Source organism: Ferrimonas sp. (assembly GCF_048263965.1).
Taxonomy (GTDB): Bacteria; Pseudomonadota; Gammaproteobacteria; order Enterobacterales; family Shewanellaceae; genus Ferrimonas.
Window position 1 is genome coordinate 52286 of sequence record NZ_JBLXDO010000004.1, and the last position, 20748, is coordinate 73033.

Annotated in this window: 18 protein-coding genes; 12 read left to right on the forward strand and 6 right to left on the reverse strand. The window is 57.7% G+C overall.

From position 1 onward, the window contains the following. Positions 1-330 precede the first annotated feature (330 nt). The 4 genes from ACN0RV_RS05720 (at position 331) to ACN0RV_RS05735 (ending at position 5083) form a co-directional block, all read left to right on the forward strand. Positions 331-1335: a BMP family lipoprotein gene (locus ACN0RV_RS05720; RefSeq protein ID WP_286341474.1), complete on the forward strand. Its 1005-nt coding sequence runs from the start codon at positions 331-333 to the stop codon at positions 1333-1335. Between the two features lie 86 nt (positions 1336-1421). Continuing rightward, complete coding sequence (locus ACN0RV_RS05725) at positions 1422-2999, forward strand: ABC transporter ATP-binding protein (RefSeq protein WP_286341473.1); 1578 nt, start codon at positions 1422-1424, stop codon at positions 2997-2999. After that, entirely contained in the window at positions 2996-4114 is a 1119-nt protein-coding gene (locus ACN0RV_RS05730; RefSeq protein WP_286341472.1) for an ABC transporter permease, read from the forward strand. Before ACN0RV_RS05725 ends, ACN0RV_RS05730 begins: the two co-directional genes overlap by 4 nt. 3 nt (positions 4115-4117) lie before the next feature. Beyond that, a complete protein-coding gene (locus tag ACN0RV_RS05735) occupies positions 4118-5083 on the forward strand; it encodes an ABC transporter permease (RefSeq protein ID WP_028109150.1) in 966 nt (321 codons plus the stop codon). Positions 5084-5166: 83 nt separating this feature from the next. Here the strand turns inward: ACN0RV_RS05735 and ACN0RV_RS05740 are convergent, their stop codons facing one another. Beyond that, positions 5167-6345 carry a multidrug effflux MFS transporter gene (locus tag ACN0RV_RS05740; RefSeq protein ID WP_417346381.1) on the reverse strand — a complete coding sequence of 393 codons (1179 nt, stop codon included), beginning with the start codon at positions 6343-6345 and terminating at the stop codon, positions 5167-5169. A gap of 97 nt (positions 6346-6442) precedes the next feature. Here ACN0RV_RS05740 and ACN0RV_RS05745 point away from each other — a divergent pair, with 97 nt between their 5' ends. After that, entirely contained in the window at positions 6443-7393 is a 951-nt protein-coding gene (locus tag ACN0RV_RS05745) for a LysR family transcriptional regulator (RefSeq protein ID WP_417346383.1), read from the forward strand. Here ACN0RV_RS05745 and ACN0RV_RS05750 read toward each other — a convergent pair. Continuing rightward, entirely contained in the window at positions 7372-7695 is a 324-nt protein-coding gene (locus ACN0RV_RS05750) for a hypothetical protein (protein ID WP_417346385.1), read from the reverse strand. The genes ACN0RV_RS05745 and ACN0RV_RS05750 overlap by 22 nt on opposite strands. A gap of 347 nt (positions 7696-8042) precedes the next feature. On the opposite strand from ACN0RV_RS05750, the gene ACN0RV_RS05755 reads away from it, so the two are divergent. After that, the gene (locus ACN0RV_RS05755) at positions 8043-8978 is read left to right on the forward strand and encodes an adenosylmethionine decarboxylase (protein WP_417346386.1); all 936 of its coding nucleotides are present in this window, start codon (positions 8043-8045) and stop codon (positions 8976-8978) included. Here ACN0RV_RS05755 and ACN0RV_RS05760 read toward each other — a convergent pair. The 3 genes from ACN0RV_RS05760 to ACN0RV_RS05770 all read right to left on the reverse strand — a co-directional run bounded on the left by ACN0RV_RS05760 (position 8975) and on the right by ACN0RV_RS05770 (position 11803). Further along, entirely contained in the window at positions 8975-10513 is a 1539-nt protein-coding gene (locus ACN0RV_RS05760; protein WP_417346388.1) for a GGDEF domain-containing protein, read from the reverse strand. The genes ACN0RV_RS05755 and ACN0RV_RS05760 overlap by 4 nt on opposite strands. A gap of 112 nt (positions 10514-10625) precedes the next feature. Then, positions 10626-11372, reverse strand: coding sequence for a hypothetical protein (locus ACN0RV_RS05765; protein ID WP_417346390.1), 747 nt, complete (start codon positions 11370-11372; stop codon positions 10626-10628). A 101-nt stretch (positions 11373-11473) separates the two neighbouring features. Then, complete coding sequence (locus ACN0RV_RS05770) at positions 11474-11803, reverse strand: hypothetical protein (protein ID WP_417346392.1); 330 nt, start codon at positions 11801-11803, stop codon at positions 11474-11476. A gap of 162 nt (positions 11804-11965) precedes the next feature. Here ACN0RV_RS05770 and ACN0RV_RS05775 point away from each other — a divergent pair, with 162 nt between their 5' ends. Then, complete coding sequence (locus ACN0RV_RS05775) at positions 11966-12370, forward strand: (deoxy)nucleoside triphosphate pyrophosphohydrolase (RefSeq protein WP_417346394.1); 405 nt, start codon at positions 11966-11968, stop codon at positions 12368-12370. Positions 12371-12941: 571 nt separating this feature from the next. Next, positions 12942-13844: a 1,4-dihydroxy-2-naphthoyl-CoA synthase gene (locus tag ACN0RV_RS05780; protein ID WP_286341463.1), complete on the forward strand. Its 903-nt coding sequence runs from the start codon at positions 12942-12944 to the stop codon at positions 13842-13844. A gap of 99 nt (positions 13845-13943) precedes the next feature. Here the strand turns inward: ACN0RV_RS05780 and ACN0RV_RS05785 are convergent, their stop codons facing one another. Next, entirely contained in the window at positions 13944-16148 is a 2205-nt protein-coding gene (locus ACN0RV_RS05785; protein ID WP_417346396.1) for an OmcA/MtrC family decaheme c-type cytochrome, read from the reverse strand. A 403-nt stretch (positions 16149-16551) separates the two neighbouring features. Here ACN0RV_RS05785 and ACN0RV_RS05790 point away from each other — a divergent pair, with 403 nt between their 5' ends. The 4 genes from ACN0RV_RS05790 (at position 16552) to ACN0RV_RS05805 (ending at position 20621) form a co-directional block, all read left to right on the forward strand. Beyond that, positions 16552-17766 carry a LysR family transcriptional regulator gene (locus tag ACN0RV_RS05790; protein WP_417346398.1) on the forward strand — a complete coding sequence of 405 codons (1215 nt, stop codon included), beginning with the start codon at positions 16552-16554 and terminating at the stop codon, positions 17764-17766. Between the two features lie 262 nt (positions 17767-18028). Continuing rightward, entirely contained in the window at positions 18029-18742 is a 714-nt protein-coding gene (locus ACN0RV_RS05795) for a helix-turn-helix transcriptional regulator (RefSeq protein WP_417346400.1), read from the forward strand. A 3-nt stretch (positions 18743-18745) separates the two neighbouring features. Further along, on the forward strand, positions 18746-19420 hold the full coding sequence (locus tag ACN0RV_RS05800) for a response regulator transcription factor (RefSeq protein ID WP_417346402.1): 675 nt from the start codon (positions 18746-18748) through the stop codon (positions 19418-19420). Next, a complete protein-coding gene (locus ACN0RV_RS05805) occupies positions 19410-20621 on the forward strand; it encodes a sensor histidine kinase (RefSeq protein WP_417346404.1) in 1212 nt (403 codons plus the stop codon). Before ACN0RV_RS05800 ends, ACN0RV_RS05805 begins: the two co-directional genes overlap by 11 nt. Positions 20622-20748: the final 127 nt, after the last annotated feature.

Below are 20748 nucleotides of genomic sequence, written 5' to 3' on the forward strand. Positions count from 1 at the left end.
TGGTGACTCTTTGGAGTAAAACTTCGTTTTAAACACCCAAAATTGTCGTTAACCCAACTGGCAAAACCCCGTATCTTTCCGCCCTAACTTATGCTTTTTTCGTAATATTACCACGAACGATGTTTTTTCCGTCAGTCACTTTCAGAGCAAAATAAACGTAAAATCGTCGATTATTTAATCCGCGATCAAAAATAACGTGATTCAGGTCACACAAGCCAAGGGAAGTCATATTCGCCGCTTGATGGAGGGGCAGTGTCGGTATATGGCTGTGACATCAACTTTTCTGGATAAAAGTTGCTTAAAGAAAATTACTACAATCGCGAGGATACGATGATGAAAGCAATCGCCTCTACTGCGGCCGCAGTGACTCTGGCTCTGACATCTTTCGTCGCTGGCGCAGCAGACTTCAAACCTGCCGTGGCCTACGACGTAACCGGTAAGTACGACAAGTCCTTCAACCAGGCAGTTTTTGAAAATGGTGTAACCCAGTTCAACAACGACAAAGGTATGAAGATCCGTGAGTTTGAACCTGCCAACGATGCTCAGCGTGAGCAGGGTCTGGAGCGTCTGGCTAAGCGCGGCTTCAACCCCATCGTCGTTGTAGGCTTCATGTACGGCACCGCCCTGGAAAAGGTGGCCAAGAAGTACCCCGACAGCCAATTCGTCATCATCGACTCCGTTGTAGATCTGCCAAACGTTAAGTCCATCGTGTTTAAAGAGCACGAAGGTTCCTTCCTGGTAGGTGCTCTGGCAGCCATGAAGTCCGAGTCCAAGAAGCTGGGCTTCGTTGGCGGCATGGACATCCCTCTGATCCGTAAGTTCGCTTGTGGCTACGAGCAGGGTGCCAAGTACGTAAACAAAGACGCCGAAGTATTCCAGAACATGACCGGTTCCACCGTTGCTGCCTGGAACGATCCAGCCCGTGGTTCCGAGCTGGCCAAGTCCCAGTTCACCAAAGGCGCTGACGTAGTATTCGCCGCTGCTGGCGGTACCGGTGTTGGTGTTTACCAGGCCGCTAAGGACGAAGGCAAGTTTGCCATCGGCGTAGACTCCAACCAGAACTACCTGCACCCAGGTGTGATGCTGACCTCCATGGTTAAGCGTGTTGGTCTGGCGACCTACGAGATGTTTGCCGACGCTCAGAACGGCAAGTGGGACGCTGGCATCAACGCCCTGGGTCTGAAAGAGAACGGCGTAGGCTGGGCTCTGGATGACTACAACCGCTCCCTGGTTTCTCCAGAGATGGAGAAGCAGCTGAACGACATCGCCGCCAAGATCAAGTCTGGCGACATCGTGGTTCACGATTACATGAGCGACAACACCTGTAAGTACTAAGCTTACCGCTCCAAACCCGGAGAGGTCCGCCTCTCCGGGCTTTCCCCTCCCAGCATCTCATGCCAGATAGCAAAGAGAACTCTGCTATGTCAGATCGAACTGAAAAACCGTTCGCCCTGGAACTAAAAGGCATCGACAAACGTTTCGGCGCAGTACACGCCAACAACAATATCGACCTTCAGGTCCCCGCAGGGACCATCCATGGCATCATCGGCGAGAACGGCGCCGGTAAGTCCACCCTGATGAACATCATCTACGGCTTCTACGAGGCCGACAAAGGTGAAATCCTGGTGGACGGAAAGAAGTGCAGCATTAAAACCTCCCGGGCCGCCATCGAGGCCGGCATCGGCATGGTGCACCAGCACTTCATGCTTGTAGACAATTTCACCGTACTTGAGAACGTAGTCCTGGGCGCTGAGGAAGGCGCAATGCTGGCAGGGAGCCTGACCAAAGCCCGTAAAGAGCTGACTCGTCTCGCCAAGGAGTACCAGCTGGACGTGCCTCTGGACGCCCTGGTCGAAGAGCTGCCTGTTGGTCTGCAGCAGCGAGTTGAGATCCTCAAGGCGCTCTACCGCGGTGCCCGAATCTTGATCCTGGATGAGCCCACCGGCGTGCTCACCCCCCAGGAAACCGATCACCTGTTCCGCATCCTCGATGCCCTGCGCGATCAGGGGGTAACCATCCTGCTGATCACCCACAAGCTGCGGGAAATTCTCGCCGCCACCGACAATGTATCGGTAATGCGTCAGGGCGCCATGGTCTCTCACGTGGTCACCAAAGAGACCAACAAAGAGGAGCTGGCGGAACTGATGGTGGGTCGCAAGGTGCGCCTGAAGGTGGACAAAGAGGCCGCCAAGCCCAAGCAGACCCTGCTCAAAACCGAAGATCTGCGCGTGGTGGACAGCCGCGGCGTAGAGCTGCTCAAGAGCGTCAATATCGAACTCAAGGCCGGTGAGGTCGTGGGTATCGCTGGTGTATCCGGCAACGGCCAGTCCGAACTGATGGAGGTGTTAAGCGGCTTACTCACCCCCACCAGCGGCAAGGTGGTTATCGGCGACACCACTATCTCTGCAGACGTCCCCAGCGATCCTGCCGCAGTGCGGGAGATGGGTGTGGCACACGTGCCTGAAGATCGTTTGGCCATGGGTCTGGTCAAGCCCTTCACCGCCAAAGAGTCCGCCCTCCTGGGCTACCACGAGCAAGAGAAGTACAACGGCAAGGTTCTTACCAAGACAGGGGTCATCGAGTCTGAGTGTAAGCGCCTGATGGATGAGTGGGATGTGCGGCCGCGCAACCCCAATCTGCGCAGTTCGCTGTTCTCCGGTGGTAACCAGCAGAAGCTGATCATCGCCCGCGAGGTGGACCAGAACCCTGATGTACTGCTGGTGGGCCAGCCTACCCGTGGTGTGGACATCGGTGCCATTGAATTCATTCACAAGCGCCTTATCGAGCTGCGCGACGAAGGCAAGGGCGTGCTGCTTGTCTCCGTTGAGCTGGACGAGATCCTCTCCCTGTCCGACCGCATCATCGTGATGTTTGACGGCCAGGTGGTGGGCGAAGTCCAGGCTGACAAGGCCAATGAGCGGATTCTGGGCATGATGATGGCCAACGTTATTCCAGATGAATTGAAACAGGCCAATTCGGCCGAAGGAGATGCAGCGTGAGCGACTCCAAAATGCCGGCGTGGGCCAATGTAGGCCTGCTGCCACTGTTGAACGTCACCCTGGCGTTCGCCGTATCCGCCTTGGTATTCATGTTTATTGGCATCGATCCTGTCGAAGCCGCCGAGGTGATGTTGTACGGTGCCCTGGGCTACGAAGAGGGTATTGGTTACACCCTGTTCTACGCCACCAACTTTATCTTCACCGGCCTGTGTGTGGCCCTGGCGTTCTCCGCCGGGCTGTTCAACATTGGTGGTGAAGGTCAGGCCTACATCGGCGGCCTGGGCGTGGGTCTGGCCTGTCTGGCCCTGGACTCTGCCCTGCCCTTCTGGGCCCTGCTACCCATCACCATGCTCTCCGGCATGGTGTTCGGTGCCCTGTGGGCACTGATCCCTGGCTACCTGCAGGCCTACCGCGGTTCTCACATCGTGATCACCACCATCATGTTCAACTTCATCGCCTCGTCGCTGATGGTGTACCTGATGGTGAACGTGCTGAAACTGGACGGCCAGATGGCACCGGTTTCCCGCGTGTTTGAACAGAGTGCCCAACTGCCCTTCATGCATGAAATCATGGGCTGGTTTGGCATCACCATCGAAGAGTCCCCGCTGAACCTGGCGTTCATCATCGCCCTGCTGACCGGCTTCTTCCTGTGGGTCCTGCTGTGGCACACCCGTTGGGGCTTTGCCATCCGCGCCATGGGCAGCAACCCCACCGCCGCCCGCTACGGCGGTATTGATCCCAAGAAGCTGACCGTTATCGTCATGCTGATCTCCGGTGCCATGGCTGGCCTGGTGGGCATCAACGAGGTGCAGGGCTACTCCGGCCAGATCAAACTGGACTTCGTCGCCGGCTACGGCTTTACCGGTATCGCCGTGGCGCTGATGGGCCGGGGTCACCCTGTAGGCATCATCCTGGCCTCCATCCTGTTCGGCCTGCTGTTCCAGGGGGGAGCCGAGCTGGCGTTCGAATACCCTGAGCTGGACCGCAACATCGTGGTGGTGGTTCAGGCCCTGGTGATCCTCTTCTGTGGTGCTCTTGAGTACATGCTCAAGCCCTACATGGAGAAGTTCTTCGCCGCTGTATCATCCAGCAAGCAGCAGACTGCGGAGGCCTAAGCTATGTACGAGAATATTATCCTGATCCTCGACGCCACCCTGCGGGTGTCCACCCCTCTGCTGCTGGCCGCCATGGCCGGTATGTTCTCCGAGCGCTCCGGCGTGGTGAACATCGCCCTGGAGGGTAAGATGCTGTCCGCCGCCTTCGCCGCGGCCGCCACCGCCACTGCCACCGGCAGCGTCTGGCTGGGTCTGCTGGCCGCCATCCTGGTGGGCATCTGCATGGCGCTGATCCACGCCTTCGCCTCTGTGACCCACAATGGTGACCAGGTGGTGTCCGGTGTGGCCATCAACATCCTGGCTGCGGGCCTGACCATCACCCTGGGCCGCTACTGGTTCGGCCTGGGTGGTCAGACTCCGACCCTGACCGATGAGCAGCGTTTCAACCCCATCACCTTCCCCTTCGCGGACGCCCTGGCAGACGTTCCCCTGATTGGCGGGCTCTACTCGACCCTGCTGTCCGGACACAACCTGCTGGTGTATGGCGCCTTCGCCCTGGTGCCTGTGTGCTGGTGGATCCTGTATCGCACCCGCTTCGGTCTGCGCCTGCGCGCCGTGGGTGAAAACCCCCACGCGGTGGACACCGCCGGTATCTCCGTAGCCTGGCTGCGCTATCGGGCTCTGATCATCGCCGGTATCCTGTGCGGTATCGCCGGTGCCTACCTGTCCACCGGTCAGAACGCTGGCTTCGTACCCAACATGAGTGCGGGTAAAGGCTTTATCGCCCTGGCGGCGCTGATCTTCGGTAAGTGGCGCCCACTGACCGTGATGCTGGGCTGTCTGCTGTTCGGCTTCCTGGACGCCGTTGCCATCCGTCTGCAGGGCGTGTCCCTGCCCGGCGTAGGCGAGGTACCGGTTCAGGCCATCGAGGTACTGCCCTACATCCTGACCGTACTGCTGCTGGCGGGCTTCATCGGCCGCTCCGTGGCACCCAAGTCTGTAGGTGTGCCCTATGTGAAGTCCCGCTAAGGACTGAGCAGAGAAACAGAAACGGCGCCTTGTGGCGCCGTTTTTTTATGGCCGCTCTCAGGCCTGCGTATTCATCGGGCTCATCAAGCCGCTTCCACCTGAGGTTCCAGCTGCTGGCGACGACCGCGAAGCAAAACCCAGAACAGGGGCAGGGCCATCATCAGAGACAGCTGCTCCACCGCACCAAGGCCGCTGGCACCGAACAGGCCCACGACTATGGCGGCGCCAGTCATCTGGAACAGTCCCAACAGGGCCGACGCGGTACCGGCACGGTCACCGAAGGGCGCCAGGGCACTGCCGGCGCAGATGGCGATCAGGAAGGAGAAGGCCACAGAGGCCACGAATACCGGGCCCATAAAGGCGATGGGGGTCATCAGCCCACGCAGGGCAAACTCCGCCATGCCCGCCAGGGCCATCAGCACCACGCCGACCCACAGGGCGCGTTTCTGCCCCATCCAGGCCACCGCCTTGGGCGCCGCAAAGGCCGCCACAATGTTGATCACCGCGTTGACGCCGAACCAGATGGCGTAACTGCGGGCATCCAGCCCCAGCTCCACCATCAGCCTGGTGGGGGACTGAGCCACATAGCCGATTATCATCGCCATCCCCAGCAGCGCCAGCACCGCGTAGAAGCGAAACGCCTCCACCTCCAGCACACTGGCGTAGCGGCTCCAGGAGAGCAGACGACCTTCGCTGCGGGTGCTCTGTGGCCGGGTCTCAGGCAACATCAGCCAGAGTACGGCACTCACCAGCACCCCATAGCCGGCCATAAACCAGAAGTTGGCGGTCCAGCCCCACCAGTGGGTCAAGAGGCCACCCAACAGGGGGGCTGCCGCCGGGACGATACAGATAACGCCGTTCAGATAACTGAACATCGGCTTGGAGCGCTCGGCGCCGAAGAAATCCCTCACCCCGGCGAAGGCCGCCACAGACAGGGCACAGGCAGAGAAACCCTGTCCCAGTCGGGCCGCCATCAGCAGGGCGTAATCTGAGGCCAGGGCCGCCATGGAGGAGGTCAGGATGTAGAGCAGGGTTCCGGTCAACGCTACCGGTCTGCGGCCGTAGCGGTCCGCCAGGGGACCGGCCAGCAGTTGCCCTATGCCGAAGGAGAGCATGAACATGGGCAAACTCTGTTGCACCCAGGACACAGGTACCGACAACGCCTCGGCCATCTGGGGAATGGCGGGGAGGAAGATGTCGATGGCCAGGGGTGAGAACAGCACCATCATCATGAACAGCGGCAGAGGGTTGGTTAAACGCATGACTACTCCTTAAACGTCGATGCGTCTATTGTAGGGATTGCCAGATATGAAATAAAATGACTTATAATCCTAAGCTGATAGTCCAAGAAGGAATATCATGATCCGCCACACCGACCTGAACCTGCTCAGAATCCTGCTGACCCTGCTGGAGGAACTCAGTGTCTCCCGCACTGCCGAGAAGCTGTGCCTGACCCAGTCGGCGGTCAGCAAACAACTGGCCAGGCTACGACAGCAGTTGGGGGATCCCCTGTTTATCCGTCATCCCAAGGGGCTGACCCCCACTCCCAGGGCTCGCTCCCTGGAACCTCAGGTACGAACCTGGTTGGCCATGGCCGATGAGATTCTTGAGCCCCAGGGGTTTGACCCCGCCAACAGCCAGCGACGCTTCCGCCTGGCCCTGACCGAGACCTGCTTCGCCACCCTGCTCACCCGCTTCCTGGGACCGATGATGAATGCCGCCCCCGGCATCATGTTGGAAACCAAGAGCTGGGAGGCGGTGGGGCTGCCCATGTTGAGCAAAGGCGAGGTGGACCTGGCCATCTTCCCCCGGGACAACGACACCCGGGCCCCCCACCCCTTTCACATCAGCAGTCTGCCGAAGAACCTGGAGTATGTGGAGCTGAGCCGGGACGATCACGTCTGCCTGGTGCACGACAAGCACCCGGTTCTGGGGAAGGAGTGGAGTCTGGAGCAGTATGTGGGACTGTCCCATCTGAAGATTGAGTGTGAGGGCTCCGATGCCTGGCTGCTGGACCAGGTACTGGCAGAGACTGGCCACCAGATCACCGCCTCCATGCGCACCTCGGATTTCTATTCCGCCGCCCTGCTGTGTCAACACAGCAACCTGGCCTTCACCTGCACCCGCAGCTTTGCCAACCGGGTGTCTGAGAGCCACAACCTGGTGAAGCTGCCATTGCCGTTAAAGATGGAGCCCCTGAGCAACCTGCTCGGATGGCCGGCTCACCTGTCGGCGGACCCGGCACACCGCTGGCTGCGGGAGTTCATTATTGCCCAGTGTCAGCCCGGTCAGGGGGCACACTGCCCCTGATCGCAGGGATCCCCGGCTTCCCCCAGCGACTGGGGAAACAGGTCTCGCTCCACCCTCATCAATAGGGTACGGCTGACAATGTCCTCCTCCAGGGTAATGGGCCCACGACCATAACGCTCTCCCTGACGATAGAGGTCCAGCAACTGCTGCCCTGTGGGCGCATAGCTGCCATGATAGGTCCACAGCAACAGACACTCCTGCTCCTGACAGTGGTTGCTGACTAATTCAAACGACTGTTGCGGCTCCTGGGCAGACACGGGAAACAGCATCGCCACCCCCAGCCAAGCCATCCATTTGGTCATTGGAACCTCCCCCTAAAATCCCGGTTCAACATCCTTCAGAGACAAGGGCGGCGGCACCATTGGCCGCCGTTTTTTGCCTCTATGCTGTAAGTCTAGGACAGGGCTCTGGGCCTGGTTGAGAATTTGTGTATAATCCAGCTCCGGCTTATAAATCGGCGTAAAAAATGGGCAACCTCATTGGAGCTCGAGCGCCGCAAGTCGGATATGGGGAGGTGACTCTCGACCCGGTTCAATCGGGCGGTCACCAAACTTGTTGGGGGGAAGCAGAGCATCGTCTGCTAAACCGATATTCAGGGCGGCGTACACTTAGGTAACCTGCCCGACCTTCAACAGGAGTTAGAGCAATCATGCTTTTTTTCGAAGGGTCTGAGAAGAAGATCGAGGTGGTTCTCCAGCCGGGTCAGCCTTCACTCAGACAATTGGAACGCGAATTCTGGCAACAGCTCGTTGCCAAGGCCAATGCCACCATCCTCTCCTCCGTGCATAATGAGGAGTGCGATGCCTATCTGCTGAGCGAGTCCAGCCTGTTTGTCTGGGAAGATCGTTTCCTGATGCTCACGTGCGGCACCACCACCCTGGTGGACGCCGTGGTCAGCTTCCTGGAACGCTTCTGTGCCGACAACCTGGCCATGCTCAGCTATCAGCGTAAGAACGAGTACCAGTCCCACCTGCAAAAGAGCTCTTTCGAAGAGGATGTGAAGGCGTTGCAGCAGCAGGTCAAAGGGGTGGGCTACCAGCTGGGCTACCTGGACGGGCATCACAACTACATCTACCACCTGGATCGTCCCTATCAGCCGAAAGAGAACGATGCCACGGTAGAGCTGCTGATGTACCACATCAACGGCGCCAATGCCCAGTACCTGCGCAGCGAAGAGCAAACTGTGGAGGGGATTCGTCAGAGGCTGAACTGGGAGGCACTTCTGCCCGGATTCCAGCTGGATGACTTCCTGTTCGAACCCTTTGGCTACTCCATGAATGCCATCCGGGGTGATCGCTACGCCACCATGCACATCACCCCGCAGGAAAACAGCTCCTACGTCAGCTTCGAAACCAATCTGGAAGGTGAGGAAGCCACCCAGGTACTGGATGCCCTACTCAAGATTCTGCAGCCGGACAGTTACGACCTGATCAGCTTCAGTCAGCAGCTGCACCTGGATCACCAGCCTGGCGTCATCTGCGTAGACCAGGCGATCCAGCCCCTGAGTTGCGGCTACACCCTGCGCTTCGCTCACTATCTCAGGCCCCCCTGCGCCGAGCGCAGCGCCGATCTGTTGACTCTCTAAGTGGGTTTGTCGGTGGCGGCTGGTGACAGCCGCCACATCTTCACCTGATTTTTCCCATGCTGTTTGGCCAGGTAAAGTTGCTGGTCCGCAATGCGCACCAGTTGATCGAACTCCTGAAACTGCTTGGTCAGATCCGCTCCGGGTTCAATCAGGGCCACGCCAATGCTGGCGCTGATGGGGCGTTTGAGCAGTGCTGTCGACTTGTGCAGTCGCTCAATGTGCCCGCGCAGATTCTCCGCCAGCTTCTCCACCGTCTCAGGCAACACCTCCACATAGATGATGCAAAACTCCTCCCCCCCGTAACGACAGGCGATATCCTCACCCCGCCGGGCCACCCGCTTAATCTCTCTGGCCACACACACCAGGCAATCGTCCCCCGCCTGATGACCAAACTCGTCGTTATAGGCTTTAAAATCATCGATATCCAGCATCATCACTGCGGCACCATACTTGGCCCGACACAAGCGCCGCCATTCTCGAATGGCAAAGTGGTCCATACCCCGCCGATTCGCCAGCCCGGTGAGCGAATCGGTCTGACTGAGGTCTTGCAACTGTTTGCGCTGTTTCTCCACTCGCCCGATCAAACCATTGAAGGCATTGACCAGATGCTGGAACTCCCGCACGTACATATTGACGGTGAGCTTACGGTATTGGCGTTCGCGCTCCATCTGCCGAAGCTGAGCGCTGCCAAACTCGATGGGAGTAACAAAGATTCGCCACAGCAGAAAGTTGGTGGTGGGCAACAGCAATACCAATAGGACAAAGGCGATCCACTCCCTCTGCTCCACGCCATGTTTCACCTGTGCAGAGTAGGTGAGAGTGAGTACCCAGGCCCCCTTGGCCAGGCTGTCCTTAACGAGCAGCTCCCGCTGTTCTGCGGGCTGTTCAAACCCTTCCAGGATCATCAATTCGGACAGAGCCTGGTCTTCCAGACCCGCCGGCCTGGCCGACACCTTGAGGCCCAGCTTGGCAAAACTGGCCTCCATCTCACTGACCCTGAGGGGTTTAAGCAGCAACAGGTAACCCAGACTGCACCCCAGCTTATCCATGCTGCAGACGGTAGAAGCACTGTAGCTGTAGAGGCCTTCATCCATCCACAGCAAGCCGGTAGTGGACATCTCGCTCTCCGGCAGCATGGCAGGCATCAGCCGGGCACGGGCATAGGCAATATCTTCCACCAAGATTGGAAATTGGTCCGTTTCCCGAGGAGTGTGAGTAACGAAGCTCTTAAGAGAGAGGTCCGGGCCGTATAGCAGGGCAATCTCTGCCCCCTTGGTAAGCTGAGGCTCAGACTCTCCACCGGTGAGCACGCCCCGAGCCCACCGGTCGTAACCGGGGGAGGCCGCCAACTCGGTCAACAGCATCTGCTGCTGGGAAAAATACTGACGAACCGTCAGAGTCTCATGCCACTGCAGGGTGGCCACCTCCCGTTCAAGCATGGGGATGATCACCAGCATTCGAATCAGCCAGTAACTCGCCACCAACACCAGTATCAGCACCATGGACAGCAGTAACGCCAGCCTTTTCAGAGTCATCTGTTTACCTCAGCCCGAGAGGTAAAGTGTGGCACGGCTTCGCCGTTTTGACAGAAAAACGAAAAAGGGACGCCAATGCGTCCCTTAAAAATCCGTTGGCTTCTCCGACCGGCTACACAGCCTGCGCCGCCATAGGGGTCAGAGTGCGTGGAGTATAAAAATCCTGGTCCGCCAGCAGACGCTCTCGACTGAAACCAGTCTGAACCAGGCGGGCCATGGATGCATCCACCATGGTGGGCGAGCCGGTCAATACCACCCGGGCGCGTTTTCGCTCCTGGGGTGTCATCCAAGCCAGGCGTTGCAGAGCCACATCGACCACATACCCCCGACTGTTGCTCCACCCTTCAGGAGGATTCTCCAGGGCCAGATCCGCCATAAAGCGACGATCGCTCAGCCACTGCTCCAGCTGGGGCAACTCGAACAGCTCATGCTCATCGCGTCCCCCCCAGCACAGATAGATGGGCTGAGCACTGTTGCTGGCCAGACGGCGCTCAATCACGCTGCGAGACTGGCTGATGCCACAGCCGGCACTGAGCACAATAAGAGGATCATTGTCCCACTCCTGTTCATAGACAATCTCGCCATCCACCAGAATGGGCACCTCGGTGCGGCTGGTCAGGGTCTTGATCACCTGATCACAGGCTTTGCCTTCCGGGAAGTGCTGAATGTACATCTCCAGCTCGCCTCCTGGCTGAGGATCATTGGCCATGGAGTAGGGAACGCACCAACCATTATCCAGACAAACCTCCACATACTGACCCGCTTGCGCAGCCATGGGGCTGTGAGGACGCAGGCGTACGTGGTAGACATCCTGATTGACCAGCCTGGCGCTGACAACGGTGGCGATGGTGGCGTTCATGGAAACCTCTTCTCTATACCGAACATCAGCAGTCTAAACCCAGCGGAGATGTCGGTGTATCAGTCGCCCACAACAGTGTGATCCAACTCCCCGCTTGAGAGTCAGTTTCCACCGAAATAGGCACCTATCTCCCCCACCAGCAGGTAGGGCGCGGCACTCAGGAAGGGGATGAGACTGGCCAGCATCACTTTGGGGGCTGCAAGCCCACTACGGTTCTGGTGCAGAGAGTAGAACAGCCCATAGAGGTAGAACGCCGGGTAGAGCAGTATGGTGACCGACACATAGTAGTTGACCAGGGTCATGGGCACCGTCCCGATTGAATCAGGCAGACTGAAATCCACCAAGCCCAGGGCCATCATCCAGAACATCATCTGAACTCCCAGGGGAAGATAGATAAGGGCGATCCACCCTTTGAGCCAGGGACGACTCAAATCCTTCTCCTCTCTTGGCATAACAGCAGCACTCCTTACTCTTGAGCTATTGAATACACGGCAAAAGTGTATCCCAGATCACATTTTTTAAGAAGAGAGCAATCCCTTGCATTCCCCTCGGAAATCCGCACACTTAATCCTCGCTTTTCTGAAGGAGCCCCCATGCTGGAAGTCGCCTGTGCCCTGATCGTCCATCAGGACAAGTTGTTGTTATGCCGTCGCCACCCCGACGGCAGCCAGGGAGGCCTGTGGGAGTTTCCCGGTGGCAAGTGCGAGCCGGGCGAATCCCTCGAGCAGGCCCTGACCAGAGAGCTGAAAGAGGAGTTGTGCATCAGTCTTGAAGTAGGGGATCATCTGGGCACCTCAGAACACCACTACGGCAGCAAGGGGGTCAGGTTGCATGGCTACTATTGTCATTGGCGCCCTCAGCCGATCCGACTGACCGGCAGCCACGATCGCTACCTGTGGATTGAACCTGACAAGGTGGACCTGACCACTCTGGCACCGGCGGACCTGCCGCTGCTGCAGGCGCTAATCGATGAACAGGGATCACTCCCCAAAGCCTGAGCCATTGACCCTGCTGAGCTTTAGGCCTAGGGTCTGATGATCTTTGGAGCGAGGTCTTGGCCGAGAGTGACGGTAGCCAATCAAGGCGTTCGATTGCAGGCAGGGTACCAATACAATGTGGTAGCTGTGTCGCTCAGAAGTTGCCATGAGTGATGAATCAAGGCGTGACTCTGAAGGAATGGTATTGCCCTTCTAAGGAGTCACAACACAGAGTCAGCTCTCAGGGCAACTTCCCTGCGGGTTGAGTCAAACGGACTTCATGCTGCGTTTGCCAATCTTACTTTAGGCCCCTAAAGCTTTGATTGGCAGCCTTACCTGAAGCCCGTTTGATTTAAACTGAGCTCGCAGATATCACTTTGTATTGGTACTGCATCTACGTCAAGATCGAACAACGCAGAGTGGCTGCCGTCAGGCCGGCCCCGAAGGGCGCAACGACATTGCCAACAGCTCACCCAAACCGAATGAAGACCAATCTATTTGGCTTCACAACAGCCAAATGTTGGCGCAAGACGACTCAGCAAAGATCAACAGGCCCTAAACTTTTGGCCAATGCACACACAAGGAACACCCTATGAGCAACGCGGTATCTGACATCTTCGATCCCTCCCTGTGGGAGGAGGTGGAAGGGTTCGACTTCGAAGACATCACCTATCACAGAGCCAAGGACCAGGGCACGGTTCGCATCGCCTTTGACCGCGCCGACTGCCTGAACGCCTTCCGCCCCAAGACGGTGGATGAGCTCTATCTGGCTCTGGATCACGCTCGCCAATGGTCTGACGTTGGCTGCGTATTGCTGACCGGCAACGGTCCCTCCGCCAAGGGACAATGGTCCTTCTCCTCCGGCGGCGACCAGCGGATTCGGGGCAAAGATGGCTACAAGTACGAAGGTGAGGAGAAAGGCAAGGCCGATGTTGCCCGCATGGGTCGACTGCATATCCTAGAGGTGCAGCGCCTGATCCGCTTTATGCCCAAGGTGGTGATCGCGGTAGTACCCGGCTGGGCGGTTGGCGGCGGACACAGCCTGCACGTCGTCTGTGACCTGACCCTGGCCTCCAAGGAGCACGCGGTATTCAAGCAGACCGATCCGGATGTGGCCAGCTTCGACTCCGGCTACGGTTCCGCCTACCTGGCGAAGATGATCGGCCAGAAGCGGGCCCGGGAGATCTTCTTCTGCGGCTTTAACTACAGCGCCGATGAAGCCTTCCAGATGGGGATGGTCAACAAGTCCGTCCCCCACGCCGAACTGGAAACCGAAGCCCTGCGCTGGGCCAAGGAGATCAACTCCAAGTCCCCCACCGCCATGCGCATGCTCAAGTACGGCTTCAACCTGCCGGACGACGGCCTGGTGGGCCAGCAACTGTTCGCCGGTGAAGCCACTCGTCTGGCCTACGGCACCGAAGAAGCCCAGGAGGGCCGCGACGCCTTCCTGGAGAAGCGCGACCAGGACTTCGGCAAGTTCCCCTGGCACTACTAAGCAACATCGACGAAATGGCCGCCCATTGGGCGGCCTTTTTTATGGCGCAAAAAAAGCGCCCTATTGGGCGCTTTGAGTCACTGAAAGTAATGATGATACTTAGAGCTTGTGCCCATGGTGAGCCATCACCTTCTCTGGGGTGTGGCACACGGCGCAGGCTTCCTGAGCCGCCTGAGCCTGGGCCTTGTCGTCACCGAAGTAACCGCCGTTGCTGATCATGTGAGACATGGCAGCATCGGACAGGTACTTCTGATGGCAACTCATGCAGGCACCCACGTCAGGGGAGGCGTACCAGGTTTGTGCTACATCCTTCTCCTTGACGGTGCTGGGTACCACCAGAGCGCTGCCGGCGTTGCGCCCCAGTTCGAAACCATAATCGAGGCCACCCCAACCCTGTTCAGCGGCATGGCAGGTCATGCAATCGGTCTTGAGCAGGGTACCGCTTCCTCCGTGGCCATTGTCATGACCCTGGGCCTTGTGGGCCTTGTACATGAAGCTGGAGGACTTCAGATAGCCGGTGGGCTGATGATCCACCTCAACGTCGACCAGTTTCTTATCGTTGGTGTGGCAGGCAATGCAGTTGGCGCCATTGGAGTCATGGTAGAACTCCTTGGAGTGGCAACCCAGGCAGCTGGCCGAGTCGATGATGGCGCGACGCTGGGGCAGCTGAGCATCGGTATCCCCCAGGATGGTGCGAACCGGCTCACTCTGAACATAGGCCGGGTAGGCTCCTTCACTGGCGCAGTCGGTGCGAACCGCACTGTTTTCCTCGAAGCACACCTTCACCAGAGGCAGGATCTCCAGGGTTTTCTGGGCGATGTCCAAAGGCAGATCCAGGGTATAGGTGGTTCCCCGCTTAACCTTCTCTGTGGTCAGGTGGAAGGTACCATCAGCATAGGTGGTGGAGCCGTCGCCCTTGAGGCTGAAGCGGCGATGCTCATAGGTTGTCCCCTCGCTGAAACCTTCTCCCTCCAGGGTCACCCGCTGCTCGGGATAATCCTTCTCCACATCCCAGCTCACCACCACATAGGGGTTGGAGTATCCCTGCTGGTAGATCTCATCGATGGTCACCAGGTTGCCGTCGGCATCGACAACCTGAATGTCCATCTCCAGCAGATTCTCTGCGTTGACCACGATGTCAGACACCGTCACCGAGTAACCCGCCGCCGCGTCATAGGGCGCACCGTGCTTGCGGTGGTCCACACCACTGTGACAATCGGTACAGGCCAGCTGCGGATTCTTGGCAGAGTTGTGCTGAACAGGGCTGTCGGTATGACACCCGATACAGGCGTTGGCATTGGCATCCTTCAACCACAAATCCGCATCGGCCAGAGACTCGTCCCCGGTGTGGCAGACAGTACAGTCCATGAAGGGCTTGGTGGGAAACGCCGGGTAATCGAAGGCGTGAGGACCATGATAACCGGAGACCGTATAGGGCATGGGAACCACATTCCCCTGCTCATCCTTACCCTGGCGATTCGGTCCCATGTGGATGGCGTGAACCATGTGCCCCAGCTCGACAGACACTCCCTCGGGATCGGACACCAATCCATTGTGACAGGACTGACAGTTCTCCAGATCCAGGCGCCGCCCGCCGTGGGCCTTCAGGCTGTCGGGCTGGTGACAGGTATAACAGGTGTCCATCAGGAGCAGTTCCCGAGTCTCCACACCCTCCTGGGTTCCGCTGGAGGGGATCCAGTCGTAGTGAGCATTCTCAGCCAGTTCATGACCGGAGTCATACTCAAACTGCATCTCGATAGCCAGTCTCTGGGTCAACGTCGGGTCAAAAGCGATACCCGCAGGGTCCTGCCACTGCAACAAATTGGTGTTAAACCTGTAGCTATAGCTGCCATCTCTGTTGTCCTGAAGGCAGTCCGGGCAGTCCTTAAGCTTCTCAAACCCCTGTTCAAAGGTGGTACCGGTATCATTGGTGGTCTCATTGAGCAGTGACTGCCACTGCTTAAGGTCGCCCTCTACCGCCAGCTGCGCCACCGAAAAGCGGAAGTCGTGGAATGGGTTGCTGCCATCCAACCCATACAGGCCAACGCCCTGGGCATTGGTCAGCTCAAACTCAACGGCAATAATGCCGTCCGAATAGGTTGCCCCCTTGATCTGCGCAATGGCTTCTTGGGCCATGTCGATATGCAAGCCGACGCTGCCCGGTGCCCCTGGGTCGCCCGGTTGCCCAGGTTGTCCCGGTTGCCCTGGCTGCCCATCCTTGCCATCGTCGCCATCCCCACAACCGCCCATCAAAAGAGCCGAAGCAAGCAACAGCGTCAAAGGTGCCTTAGGTGTTTTCATCATTATCATCTCCGTAAAACCATCATCACTGTGGTCGCAGACATGGTAGGCACCCAGACCACCAAGTGAGTTGATGGCCGTCACCCCTGAACGGAGAGCGTTAAAAAGAGGAATTCACCACCAAGCTAACGCTGGAGGAACTCTCAAACCAAAAGAGGAGAACTATTCAGACAACGAGCTCGACTTCAGACACATTTTTCAGAGCCTTCACCATATTTAACAATGTGAATTACCCAATGTCGACTTTAGCAATTCTCGATTCTGCCCACTGGATGGTCCCCTGACGTGGACGGGATCACGAAACTCGGGAACGGGACTGACAAGGGTTCACTTTCAACCAAATGACCATCGCCAACCTCGATTGAGCCGGGTAGATTACCTCGAGTAATACTCAGGGATCGAAATCGTGAACAAGCTGCAGCACTGCACCCTATTCCAGTTGAACCTCTTCGTTGAGGTGTATGAACGCCTCAACGCCAAGGAGGTCGCCACCGCTCTGGCAACGACGCCTGCGGCCATAAGCCGCGGGTTAAATGCGCTGCGAGACTGTTTGGATGACCCCCTTTTTATCAGACGCCAGTCCGGCTTTGAACGCAGCCAGGTTGCCGAGCAACTTTACCCAGTGTTCAAACGAATGCAGCAGCTTTGGCAACAACATCCCAGCTTCCCCAGCCTGGCAGACAGCATGCTTAAGCTCAGTCTCTCCAGCCTGGAGCTCTTCTGCCAGCTCTACAATGGCAGCGGTATCGCCCAACTGGCGGAGCAGCTGGAGGTCACCACATCCAAACTCAGCCGTAAACTCAAGGGGCTGAGACTGGCCCTTGAGGACCCTCTGTTCAACCGGCAGCAAGGGGGGATGCACCCTACCGAAACCGCCCACGACCTCTACCCATTGATGCGACAGTTGGTCATGCTGAGAGAGGAAGCCTGCGGAACCGGGGAATCCCTTCAGGACGGCAGCAGCGCAAGCCTGACCATCATCACCGTCCCCCAGCTGGCCATGTCACTGCCTCTGGCGTTGCATCAAGCCGCCAAACGCAATCAGACCCAACTGACCCTGAAGATGGAGTACTGGAACAAGGAGAGCATTAACCGGCTTAGCGGCAACGAAGCCGATGCCGTGATCGCCTTCGAGCCTGCAGTGCGAAATGGGGTATTCAGCAAAAAGGTCATACAGATAAGAGCAGGCTACCTTGTGGCCAGAGAGGACCACCCGGTTTGGGAGAAACCCTGCCCCGAGCAGCTGATAAAATACCCTCTGGTGAAACTGGCCTCCCTGCCCTTCCCCGACAACCAGTCTCCCCTGGCCTGCTACGCCCGCTCCAGGGGTAAACTCCAAGATGAACTGGCCACGGTTCCCGATCTCGGCTGCGCGGCACACCTGCTGCTTAACAGCGAAGGGATCATCATTGTCGGCATCCGCTCTGCCGTTGACTACCTGAAACAGTTCAAGGGACTTAGAACGCAAAAGATGGGTTACCAGCAAGATAAGCAGGTGCTGGATCACTTCAGTCCACCCAGTACCCACCTCTGGCTGAAAGAGGACTCCCAGGGGCGCCTGGCGACTCCTCCCTGGCTGCAGCGCTGCCTGGAGAACTACATTCTGGAAGCACATCAATAGAAAAGCCGCCCCGACAGGGCGGCCTTTTTGTGCCCTTGCGCGAGGTTCAAGGACCTCACCATAGTAGCGCAGCCAACATCAAAATCTCGTCAAAAAACCTGACTTTCTCCCCCGAATTTTCGCTTTTGCCGAGGTGCTATCGCTTCCGGTTCTCACCGCTTTTCCAGCGGCACCTCAAGTCGTAGAGTCTGTGATCAATCACAGTGAAAGGGGGAAGAAAATGCACGCCGTCCACCCTCCTGCCCATCGGCAGGAGCACCCGATGCCACCCAGCCTGGACCAGCTTCGCCAGCACCTCAGAGCCATGATTCTGCCCCTGGGCTTCTCCGGTTTCTGGTATCAGGGGATCCCTCACCATGCCCGGCAAACTTATGGCGCCCCCTGCCGTAGCCAACTGTTTACGCCAGCAGCCCTACGCCGCCCGGTGGCGACTTTGGCGTCCTCCAGTCAGGTTCAGAGCCTGCAACGTCTCTACCTGGCTCGGGTTGCACGTCAGGATCCAAACTTCGAACAGAGTCTGGATCTCTCCTCCCCCCATCGCTACTGCCTGGATCACTCTGTTGCCCCTCAAGCAGCCCGACTCTTCCTCAATCATGGCGTCACCTCGGTACTGAGCTGGCCTCTGCCAAGCTTTGGTTTGAGCGCCTGGAGCGGTCGCTTTATCCTGCTCAGTGCTCAGCCGGAGGGCTCGACTGAGGAGGAGGAGTTGGAGCAAACCCTCAGGCAGGGACAGGCTCTGCTGCTGGACAGCCACCGGCCACTGTTTAACCCCTATCGACAAAGTCGGTTATTTAACCCAACAGCCATCGAAGTGCTGAAAATGGCGGCACTGGGATTTCATAATCACGAAATTGCCGAGCGGCTCCACATTACTGCTCGAGGAGTGGAATATCATATGGAGTCATTGAGAAATAAACTTGGGGCGGCCAATAGGGCCAACCTGATTCATATCGCCCACCAATTTGAGTTGTTCTGAAATATGTTGGTACTCCTGGTCGAAGACAATCATCTATTAGCGAAGAACATCCTCCACTATCTGGAGCTTCGGGAGATCGAGTGTGATTATGCAGACACTCTTGAGCGAGCCGAACAGCGTCTGTCCCAACACCATTTCGATGCCATCATTCTGGATCTGAACCTGCCAGATGGCGATGGCGTAACTGCCTGTCGACGCTGGCAAAAGCAGTGCATCAATACACCAGTGATCATGCTTACCGCCCGGGGCAGTCTCAACGACAGGCTCGACGGCTTCGATGCCGGTGCGGATGACTACCTGGTCAAACCCTTCGCCATGGAGGAGCTGGTGGCCAGGCTGAAGGTGATCTCCCAAAGACGCCCGGCCCCCAAGACGCTCAAACTGGGCGATCTGGAGATCGACTTTGCGGGCCACAGCGCCCATCGTCAGGGCCAACTTCTGAATCTCTCCAAAACCGGATGGCAGATCCTCTCCCTATTGGCCAGGCGCAGCCCGGAGATCGTCGAACGTGAAGAGATAGAACGCACCCTGTGGCCAGACAGTCCCCCTGACAGCGACAGCCTGCGCAGTCACCTCCACCTTCTGCGCCGGGTGGTAGATAAACCCTTCGAGACAAAGCTGCTCCACACCGTCAGAGGTGTCGGGCTCAGCCTGAGGAGCACCAACGATGGCGCGTAAACTCAGCCTCAAACGCACCTACCAGCTCTATGGCATCGGGTTTCTTATCCTGACCCTGGCCATCAACAGCATCATTCCCCTTTGCATGATGTGCACCGGCATGTTCTCCATGCATGAGATCACCATGACCAACGCAGGACAGGCTGCAAAGAAGTGGTTTGAGCTGACTGACCAGCCCTATGAAACAGAAAACCTCAGGGTCTACCGGAGTTGGTCAGCGGTTCCGGAACTGGCGAAGCAGCTCAACGACAACAGGCAGCCAACACCACAGCAGGGGGTACTCCATCATCACGATGACGGGGCCTATATCGACGCCCTGATGAACTACCAGAGCGACGATGGCCAGAGCTACTTCATCTGGCTCAGGTACGACGCCACCCACGACTTGGTGTTCGCCCCCAAGAACATGACAGCCATACTGCTGCTGATCACCATGACCTTCTTTGTGGTCGCCAGCCTGGCGTTCTACATGCAGAACCAGGTGATCACCCCGGTGCACCAGATCAGTCGCGCCATCAAACAACACGACTGGCAGAACATGAAACCCTTCCGCTTTCCCAAGCAGTGCTACGCCGAGTTGCAGTCCATCGTGGACGCCCTGGATAACTCTCTGAAAAAACTACAGGAGGCACAGCAAAGGGAGCTCAGCTTTCTCCGGTTTGCCAGTCACGAATTGCGCACCCCCATCGCCATCTGCCAATCCTCCTTTGAGATACTCAATCTCCAGCAGGGACAGCTCAGCGGCCCTACCCTGCACGCCAGCCAGGCCACAGCACAGATGAAATCGATCACCGAAACCCTGCTTTGGCTCACCAATAAGGAGTGCAGTCCCCTGGATCAGGAGCGGGTTGATCTTGAGCAACTGCTGCACAAGGTGGTCGCCAGCCAGCGTCAGGTTCAGGGCTATCAGGCACCCATTGAGATAATCAGTGATGACACCCAGTTGCAGCTTCTGAAAGAGCCCCTGGCCATCATGCTCAACAACCTGGTCCGCAACGCCATGGAGCACGGTGCCCAGGGCATCGTCATTCGTCAGCAGGGAGAGCTGATAGAGATCACCAACCCCACCAGCCAAGACAATCACAGCGGATTTGGTCTGGGGCTGATGCTGGTCAAGAGGCTGGCCAAACAGCTGGGGTGGCACTTCGATACCTCGAGAGTACAGGGGCAGTTCTGCGCCAGGCTGCAGATACGAACTTGACCAATAAAAATGGCGGCTCCTCCAGCCGCCATTTTTTGTTCGTGAAAACAATGTTGAAGTTATCACGAGTTTTGACACTTATTTGACGTTGAGACTTTTGCCTGGGGGAAATACCTAAAGAACCTGC

What these genes read in the sequence shown, in the direction of transcription:
- ACN0RV_RS05765 (WP_417346390.1), bottom strand. Translation starts at nt 11,372, where the DNA reads ATGAACGCCACCATCGCCACCGTTGTCAGCGCCAGGCTGGTCAATCAG.
- ACN0RV_RS05735 (WP_028109150.1), top strand. Translation starts at nt 4,118, where the DNA reads ATGTACGAGAATATTATCCTGATCCTCGACGCCACCCTGCGGGTGTCC.
- ACN0RV_RS05720 (WP_286341474.1), top strand. Translation starts at nt 331, where the DNA reads ATGATGAAAGCAATCGCCTCTACTGCGGCCGCAGTGACTCTGGCTCTG.
- ACN0RV_RS05725 (WP_286341473.1), top strand. Translation starts at nt 1,422, where the DNA reads ATGTCAGATCGAACTGAAAAACCGTTCGCCCTGGAACTAAAAGGCATC.
- ACN0RV_RS05740 (WP_417346381.1), bottom strand. Translation starts at nt 6,345, where the DNA reads ATGCGTTTAACCAACCCTCTGCCGCTGTTCATGATGATGGTGCTGTTC.
- ACN0RV_RS05795 (WP_417346400.1), top strand. Translation starts at nt 18,029, where the DNA reads ATGCCACCCAGCCTGGACCAGCTTCGCCAGCACCTCAGAGCCATGATT.
- ACN0RV_RS05800 (WP_417346402.1), top strand. Translation starts at nt 18,746, where the DNA reads ATGTTGGTACTCCTGGTCGAAGACAATCATCTATTAGCGAAGAACATC.
- ACN0RV_RS05755 (WP_417346386.1), top strand. Translation starts at nt 8,043, where the DNA reads ATGCTTTTTTTCGAAGGGTCTGAGAAGAAGATCGAGGTGGTTCTCCAG.
- ACN0RV_RS05750 (WP_417346385.1), bottom strand. Translation starts at nt 7,695, where the DNA reads ATGACCAAATGGATGGCTTGGCTGGGGGTGGCGATGCTGTTTCCCGTG.
- ACN0RV_RS05805 (WP_417346404.1), top strand. Translation starts at nt 19,410, where the DNA reads ATGGCGCGTAAACTCAGCCTCAAACGCACCTACCAGCTCTATGGCATC.
- ACN0RV_RS05760 (WP_417346388.1), bottom strand. Translation starts at nt 10,513, where the DNA reads ATGACTCTGAAAAGGCTGGCGTTACTGCTGTCCATGGTGCTGATACTG.
- ACN0RV_RS05785 (WP_417346396.1), bottom strand. Translation starts at nt 16,148, where the DNA reads ATGATGAAAACACCTAAGGCACCTTTGACGCTGTTGCTTGCTTCGGCT.
- ACN0RV_RS05745 (WP_417346383.1), top strand. Translation starts at nt 6,443, where the DNA reads ATGATCCGCCACACCGACCTGAACCTGCTCAGAATCCTGCTGACCCTG.
- ACN0RV_RS05780 (WP_286341463.1), top strand. Translation starts at nt 12,942, where the DNA reads ATGAGCAACGCGGTATCTGACATCTTCGATCCCTCCCTGTGGGAGGAG.
- ACN0RV_RS05775 (WP_417346394.1), top strand. Translation starts at nt 11,966, where the DNA reads ATGCTGGAAGTCGCCTGTGCCCTGATCGTCCATCAGGACAAGTTGTTG.